Source organism: Candidatus Hydrogenedentota bacterium (assembly GCA_035416745.1).
Taxonomy (GTDB): domain Bacteria; phylum Hydrogenedentota; class Hydrogenedentia; order Hydrogenedentales; family SLHB01; genus UBA2224.
Window position 1 is genome coordinate 1 of record DAOLNV010000143.1, and the last position, 8,450, is coordinate 8,450.

Below are 8,450 nucleotides of genomic sequence, written 5' to 3' on the forward strand. Positions count from 1 at the left end.
CCGTCTCGGCCGCAAAGGCAAAGAGCGTGACGGAAACTGGGAGCGCGGCCGTCTCGGCCGCAAAGGCAAAGAGCGTGCAAGATGCACGCGCTCCCAGGAGCACCGGTTGGGAGACGTTTCTCGAAGCGGTCATGCAGGCCGGGTTCGCTCTCACGGGCACATGGCCCATACGCACGGAAAGAAGCGGGGGACTGCGAAACCTGGAACAGAACGCCCTCGCCTCCAGCATCGTTCTTGTGTGCCGGTGTCGCGGGGAAAGTGCGTCTCTTGCCACGCGGGGGCAGTTCATGACGGCGCTGAAACGCGAGTTGCCGGAAGCGTTGCGGTTGTTGCAGCACGGGAACGTTGCGCCGGTGGACCTGGCACAGGCGGCCATCGGACCCGGCATGGCGGTGTTTTCGCGGCACGCCAAGGTGATCGAGCCGGACGGGTCGCCCATGCGGGTGCGGACGGCGCTGGCGCTCATCAACGAGGTGCTGGACGAGTTCCTCGCCCAGCAGGAAGGCGAGTTCGACGCCGACACCCGCTGGGCGTTGACGTGGTTCCAGCAGCACGGCATGGAGGAAGGGCCGTACGGCGACGCCGAGACGTTGTCCACGGCGAAAGACACGTCGGTGCAGGGGATGACCGAGGCGGGGTTCCTCAAGGCCCGGGCGGGAAAGGTGCGGCTGCTCGGCCGCGGCGAACTCGACCCGCACTGGGACCCAACCAAGGATACGCGACTCACGGTGTGGGAAATCACCCAGCACCTGATTCATGCGCTGGAGTCGGAGGGCGAAGCGGCCGCGGCGCGGCTGGTGCGGCAGGTCGGGCACTACGCCGAGATCGCCCGCGACCTCGCATACCGCCTCTACACCGTGTGCGAACGCAAAGGCTGGGCCCAGGAAGCCATCGCCTACAACAGCCTCGTCATCGCCTGGCCCGAAATCACCAAGCTCGCCGCAGGGATGGAGATGCGCGGGGGGATACAAGCAGAGCTCTTATAGGAGAGTTTCAAAAAGAGGGGGCAGGAAGAATGCTGAATCTGTATTGGAAGACGAGCAAAGGTAAGACGGCCAATCTTGTCGATACACCCTTTCAGTCCGAGGCCGACTTTGAGAAGTATGTCTACGAAAACCAGGAACTCCTTGAGGATATTTTTATCTTCAAACGGCAGATACGCAGCGGGAGCCACGATGGCATTCCTGACATGCTTGGCGTGGACCAGGATGGGAAAGTGTGCCTGATCGAGTTAAAGAACGCCCAGGTTACAGAAGACGTGTTGCCCCAAGTCCTGCAGTATGCGATCTGGGGGGAGACTAATCCGGACAGCATAAGAGCCCTTTGGCTCGAGGTGCCGGACCGCCCTGAGGACATTACTATCAACTGGGAGGCTCTGGAAATCAGGGTGATAGTAATTGGCCCAAGCTTCCGCAGCAACGTGCTGCGAATGAGCTACAAGATCGGCTACGACTTGGAATTGCTGGAGGTAAGGCGGTTCGTCTATGAGGGTGAAGAGTTCATCATTGTGGAGGAGCTGGAGGAGGAGACTCAGCCCAGGAACGTAGTGACAAGAGCTCTCCAACATTACGACCGGGCCTTCTACGAAAGAGAACACGGGAAGCAGGCCACCGCAGAGTTGTTTGGCATGGTCAAACAGATTGAAGAAATTGTGAAACGAAAGGGGTGGCAGCTGCAACAGAAGATCAATAAGTACTACGTGGGATTCAAGTATGGCAACAAGAATCCCATCAGCGTCCACTGGGGAGGGACGCATGCCTGGCGCGTCGCCATCAAGATCCCGGAGAAAACGGCGAAGACGTTCAAGGCCAAGAACTGGGAGTTTCAGCGTTATGACAAAAGCTTTAACCAGGCAATCCTCAAACCAGTGTCCAAACATGCAAGCGCGCGAGAACTGGAGGCGCTCCTGATTCAGGCATTTGAAAACGTTCAGGGAGACGTCTAGGCTCGGATTGCGACTCCCGGTCAATTACGTAAGAGAGGATACAGGCGATGGCGCTCAGCAATGCGGAACGGGTGGGAAAAGCGTTGGATGCGCTTAAGGAGGGTCTGGTGCCGTTTGCGGAACGGGAACTGCAGACCGCCTTCGGAAAAGACTGGCTTAAAGAGGCGAAGAAGTGTTTTACGTCCAGCCAGAAGTCCACGCTCAACGAGAAAAAGTACCGGTGGGACACGTACACGCTGCTGCATGTGGTGAATTCGAAGTGGCACGATGTGTTCGGCAAAGTCCTGAGCAAGGATGATCGCGGTTTCGTGATCGAGTTGCAGGGATATCGGAACCGATGGGCGCACGAGGAGAACTTCTCAACGGATGATGCGTTACGCGCGCTGGACACCGTACAGCGCCTGCTTGCGTCGGTGTCGGCGCCGGAATCGGCCGAAGTGGCGCGGATGCGCCAGGAACTCATGCGAAACCTCTTCTCAGAGCAGGCGCGCTACGAGCGCCGCCGGTCGTCGGCGACAGCTATCGAGGGACAGCCCGCCGCGGGATTGAAACCGTGGCGCGACGTGATGACACCGCACCCGGATGTGGCTTCCGGCCGGTATCAGCAGGCGGAATTCGCCGCCGACCTTGCCCAGGTGAGCCGGGGCGAGGGCGAAGCGGAGTATCGTGATGCCGCCGAGTTTTTTGCGCGGACGTTTCTGACGGACGGCCTGCGCGAGCTGCTGGTCAACGCGACACGGCGCCTGTCAGGGAACGGCGGAGACCCCGTTGTCGAGTTGCAGACGAATTTCGGCGGCGGCAAGACGCACTCGATGCTAGCGCTGTACCATCTGTTCTCGGGGCGCAGCGCGAAAGAGTTGCCGGGGGCGGATGTAATCCTGGAAGGCGCGAAGATCCCTCAGCCGCCCGTGGCCAAGCGGGCGGTCCTGGTCGGAACGGCGATTTCTCCCGGCCAGCCCGACGAAAAAGACGATGGAACGGTCGTCCACACGCTCTGGGGAGACATGGCGTGGCAACTCCTCGGAAAGAAGGGCTATGCGCTTGTGAAAGAAGCGGATGAAAAGGGAGTAAGCCCGGGGTCGAAAGTTCTGGTGGAACTCTTCCGGAAGTGCGGCAGCGCGCTTGTGCTGATCGACGAATGGGTGGCCTACTTGCGGCAGTTTCACGAGGGCATCAGATTGCCCGGAGGGACGCTGGAGTCCAACCTTACGTTTGTTCAGTCGCTGACCGAGGCCGCCAAGTCCGTAGCCGATGCGCTCCTGGTGGCCAGTCTGCCGGAGTCAGACATCGAGATCGGCGGTGAGTACGGTCAGAAGGCGCTCGAAATGCTCAAGAACATCTTTGGGCGCATCGAATCGCCGTGGCGCCCCGCCAGCGCGGAGGAGAGCTTTGAGATTGTCCGGCGGCGGCTGTTCCAACCCCTCGCTCCGGAGAAGTATCCTCTTCGCGATAACGTCCTGAATGCCTTCTCGCGGATGTATCAGGAGCAGCCGCAGGAGTTCCCGTCGGTTTGCCGGGAGCAGGAATACCGGCGGCGGTTGGAGAACAGCTATCCCATTCATCCGGAGTTGTTCGACAGGCTCTACGAAGACTGGTCGAGCATGGACAAGTTTCAGCGCACCCGCGGCGTACTGCGCATCATGGCGAGCGTCATTCACGTGCTGTGGGAACGGCAGGATCCCGGGCTCTTAATCATGCCGAGCAGTATTCCGCTTGACGACCTGAGCGTGCAGCCGCTGCTTACATACTATCTGGAAGATCCGTGGATTCCCGTGATTGAGCGGGACATCGACGGGCACAATTCGCTCCCGCTCGAATTGGACCGGGAGAATCCCAACCTTGGGCGCTACTCCGCCACACGGCGCGTTTCGCGGACTATCTTCATGGGCTCGGCGCCGTTGCAGCACTCGGCAAACAAGGGACTCGAGGACCGACAAATCCGCCTGGGGTGCGCACAGCCGGGCGAGAGTGTTGCTACATTCGGCGATTCGCTGAGGCGGCTCACTGACCGGGCCTACCATCTATACGTCGAGGGAAACCGCTACTGGTACTCAACGCAGCAAACCGTCCTGCGTCTTGCGCAGGACCGTGCGCTGCAATACGACCGGGACACGGTGTTGGAAGAGGTCGAGAAACGCCTGCGGAAAGAGGCCGTCTATCGGGGCGATTTTACGAAGGTGCACGCGTGCCCTAATTCGAGCGGCGACGTGCCTGACGACAGGGAAACACGCCTCGTGATCCTCCGTCCGGAAAACTGTCATTCCTCGAATAATGAGGCCAGTCCCGGACGCTTGGTTGCGGCAGAGCTTCTGGAGAAGCACGGCAACGGTCCACGTCATTACCGGAATGCATTGGTCTTTCTTGCCGCGGATAAGGCGCGCCTGACCGAGTTGGAACAGGCCGTGCGGCAATACCTCGCGTGGGTATCGATTGGCAATGAGGTCGAGACCCTCAACCTGGATGCAGCCCAAGCCAGGCAGGCCGTTACAAAGCGGGAACAGGCTGACGAAACGGTCAAGCAGCGTATTCCCGAAACGTATCAGTGGCTGCTGGTGCCCGCTCAGTCCAGCCCCACTGACAGGCTGGAATGGCAGCAGGTCCGTCTGCAGGGTCAGGAGGCCCTCGCTGTCAGGGCTTCGCGCAAACTTAAGACCGATGGGATTCTGGTTGACCAGATGGCGGGAGTCACGTTGCGGCTTGAACTCGACCGCGTGCCGCTATGGCGTGGCGCACACGTCGAAATACGGCAGCTCATTGATGATTTTGCGCAATACACCTACCTGCCGAAGCTGAAGAATCCAGACGTTCTGCTTGCCGCGGTGCAGGATGGCGTGCAGCTTCTCACCTGGCAGGAAGACGCATTCGCCTATGCGAGCGGATGGGACGAAGCGAAAGAACGGTATTCGGGACTCCGGGTGGGCGTGGTGACGAGCATCATCGCGGACCCTTCAAGCCTTGTGGTCAAAGCGGGTGTAGCTGCCCGGCAACTCGAGATAGAAAGCAAGGCAGTATCACACACAGGAACCACGAAGGATGCCGATAGCGGTCACGATGGCGGTGGCGGGGTTGGTGTCAAGGCGCCGAACGGCGTGGTGAAAGAGCCGACGCCAAAGGAACTGCCCCCCAAACGGTTTCACGGTTCTGTCAGCGTTGACCCGGAGCGCTTGGGCAAAGCCGCCGGAACCATTGCTGAGGAAGTGGTCCAGCACATGCAGGGGTTGGTCGGCTCGAACGTCGAGATCACCATTGAAATCACGGCCGAATACGAAAAAGGTTTCCCGGAGAAGGTAATCCGGACCGTCAACGAGAATTGCCAGACGCTGAAATTCAAGTCGCACGGGTTTGAGAAGGAATAAGGGTTCGGCTTCCCAGAGAGAACAATAGGGGTATTTCTGGAGAAGAGTCTGCGTGGGGGCGTCCAACAAGTTCGGCGCTAAGAGAGGAATTAGTGTTCTTGATCGACCGAAGGTTGTGATGGATGGGAGGAGCAGATGAGCGAAGTCTTCGAGTCCATGTCGAGTAAGAAGATGGCAGCGATAATACGAGGTGCTCAAAAACGCGTGGTCGTTGCGGTTCCAGCCATACACGAATTGACCGCTCAAGCGGTCCTGGATTTCCAGCAGAGGGTTGACGGCGCAGTCATAGAAATCGTCCTGGACTGTGATGCTGAGGTCATGCGCCTCGGATACGGGGCGATCTCAGCTATTGCCCTGCTTCGGGAACGAGACATACTCCTTCGTCAAAGCACGGGTCTGCGTGTCGGCGTCCTGGTCGTGGATGATTCGGGTTGGGTATTTACACCTACGGCTCTCTGCGTCCAGGATGAGGTCCATAGCGATGAGACACCAAATGCTGTGAGGCTCAGCCCAAACGAGGTCGAAAGGGTCGTGCAGCGGATATCTCTCCAGGCGAACACTGAGGCTCGCGAGCGGCTCGACTTAGGCCCGAATACAGAATCTGTGGATGCCCCGCCCCCAAAGCTGGAGGTGGGGCTTTCTGAAGTTCCCGAGCGAACGTTCAAATCAGTTTCTAAGGAGCTTAAAATGGTACCGCCTATTCCGTTTAACGTGTCACGGCAAGTGCGAGTCTTTCATCCATATATTCAGTATGTGGACATATCGCTCCGAGGATGTGCTATCGAGCGAAAGCGGGTCCACATCCCGCCATCGATTACGGACATAGGCGCAGCATCTCAGATTCGGGATCGACTCAAGACAACCTTTGATTTGATAGAACGAGGTACTGAGGTGTCCTCGAAAGGATTGGATGACGAACTTCGCGCCATTCGGGATGCGTATACAAAACCTCTTGGCAAGCCGTGGGGCCGTGTACTATTGCGAGCGAAGCGAAAAGAGTTCGATGATGCAATCGAGGAGTTCAGGAAGAGAATTGTCGAGCACGAAAAAAAGGTGCGGCAAGAGCTCAAGAAGCATCTAGAGGACTCCCTCGACCAGATAGTCGACTACTACAAGCAGATCGTCATTGACCAGCCTCCGCAACTGTTGCGGGGTCAGATAACGGGCGACAAACCAACTGAGGAGCAGGCCAAGAACTGGCTGAAATCGGAGATCAGCCGCACATTTCCAGACTCTGATTCAGTTATTAGCGCAATGCACCTGGACGTGCATTTCCGTGATGTGACTTACGAAACACTCAATGAACCCGGGTTCGGGGTCGCCCTACGGCGGGCGTTTCCCTTGATTGATTGGGATAAGCCATTTGACGAGTTCAAAGCGGCAAAAGAGAAGGATCATACGCAAACGGACCTTGTAGACTGAAGATTTGCCGCGCCATGACACGACATGAAGAGAATCGAACGCGTGAACCGCGGTCCTTCGAGAAGGTCGGATCGCGGGCCGCTGAGAGATCGGAACAACGTGAGAGGGGTAGATGATGGAAACACATTCAGAATCTAGACAGTTTTGCGCGCTCGTAAAGTATGCGATACATGCAGACCATCTCGGGCGTGCGTATTCGTTTCGCTATTTCACCGAAGCCACCCCGGCACAACTCGCTGTGATGATTGCTGACGAATTCATTAACCGAGTGGACGAGGCAATCTCCAACCGGGGTGAAGTGGACGAAGACCTGGAGGTTGAGCGTGCTGAACTTGAGCAGAGATTGGCAGAATTTAGGGAGCAGATAAAGGCGAGCGGGAACTTAAGCCAAGTCGACGGTTTCGGGGATAGTATCGAAGTGGTTTATCCAACATACGAGTTTACAGTCCTGGCAGCTGGTTCGACAGCTGAATTCAATGCGAATGCACTATCGGCACTCGAGGAAGATGAGGATTTCTCATCCTTCTTGGAGAACCACCTTGAAGACATCGACTCTGACGAAGAAACCGGCGAAGCTGATGACGAAAGGTTGCTTGCTCTCGAGTTTCAACGATTGAGTTCGAGTTCGCCCGCAGAGCTTACACATCAGGACATCCTGCCCTTTCTCAAAAAGGTCGAGGAGTTTGTCTTCAATGACGAAATGTGAACTTCAATGAGCCGGACGCCCGTGACGGCCTGTAGCCGCGCATGAGGTTCAGGGTTATCGCACTAGTACGCCAGCGAAGGTGTCCCGGCGACCCGCAGCGCTCCAATAGGGACTTGGGTGGCACCAAAGGCCGCGCCAAAACTGTGAGGAAGAAGATGAATAAGCTCAATGTACTGCCTTGCCTTGACTCGCCCGAAGTCGCCGCAGTCCGCCAGCGAGAATTGGTCATGCACTACGACACGGCGGCTGACCTGGGTCGCTCGGCGGTCGAGATGGCCCGTGCCGGCCGCTACGTTACGGAGATGGGTCAAACTGTCGACTGGCACGACCAAGTAAAGGCTGCGTGCGCTGCCAAGGTCAGTATCCAGCCGGAAGCGGACCTTCCCGTTCGACAGCAGACTCCTTTCCGCGAGACGCGCGTCCAGGTCTCCAATGAGACCACCCTCCAGGCCGCAATGCGGTTTGTCGACTCTGGAATGAAACCACTGGCGCTTAACTTCGCAAACGGGGTCTGCCCCGGAGGCGGGTTCCTGTACGGGGCCTTAGCTCAAGAGGAGACGCTGTGCCGGTCCAGTGCCTTGTACCTCACGCTCATCGACGACCCGATGTATTCGGTGCACCGCAAGCGCCCGACCCCGGATTCCACCGACTGGGTCATTTATTCGCCAAACGTTCCGGTCTTTCGGAACGACGACGGAACGGCACTGGAGCGTCCCTGGCTGCTCAATTTCGTTACCTGCGCGGCCCCCTATGCCCCCGACATCGGCCAGCCGAAAGCGGGAGACCTTCTGGCAAAACGCATCCACCGCGTCCTCGCAGTCGCACAAGCATACGGATATTCCGCGCTCGTTTTAGGCGCCTGGGGTTGCGGTGCTTTTGAGAACGACCCACATCGTACTGCCCGCGATTTCCGCCATGCACTGGAAGGTCCGTTTGCCGGAGCGTTCTCCGACATCGTGTTCGCCATCACGGATTGGTCGCCGGAGCGGAGATTCATTGGACCTTTCCGTGATGCTTTTGC

6 protein-coding genes are annotated in these 8,450 nt (G+C 58.0%); all 6 read left to right on the top strand.

The window, feature by feature from the left end:
* Positions 1–986 (top strand): hypothetical protein (locus PLJ71_22005; GenBank protein ID HQM51363.1); only part of this gene is annotated, 986 nt, incomplete at its 5' end.
* 29 nt (positions 987–1,015) lie between these two features.
* The gene (locus PLJ71_22010; GenBank protein HQM51364.1) at positions 1,016–1,945 is read left to right on the top strand and encodes a hypothetical protein; all 930 of its coding nucleotides are present in this window, start codon (positions 1,016–1,018) and stop codon (positions 1,943–1,945) included.
* 47 nt (positions 1,946–1,992) lie between these two features.
* Positions 1,993–5,301 carry a Swt1 family HEPN domain-containing protein gene (locus PLJ71_22015; protein HQM51365.1) on the top strand — a complete coding sequence of 1,103 codons (3,309 nt, stop codon included), beginning with the start codon at positions 1,993–1,995 and terminating at the stop codon, positions 5,299–5,301.
* A 135-nt stretch (positions 5,302–5,436) separates the two neighbouring features.
* Positions 5,437–6,723: a hypothetical protein gene (locus tag PLJ71_22020; protein ID HQM51366.1), complete on the top strand. Its 1,287-nt coding sequence runs from the start codon at positions 5,437–5,439 to the stop codon at positions 6,721–6,723.
* Between the two features lie 112 nt (positions 6,724–6,835).
* Entirely contained in the window at positions 6,836–7,429 is a 594-nt protein-coding gene (locus PLJ71_22025; protein ID HQM51367.1) for a hypothetical protein, read from the top strand.
* 155 nt (positions 7,430–7,584) lie between these two features.
* The coding region (locus tag PLJ71_22030) for a TIGR02452 family protein (protein HQM51368.1) at positions 7,585–8,450 on the top strand (866 nt) is incomplete at its 3' end.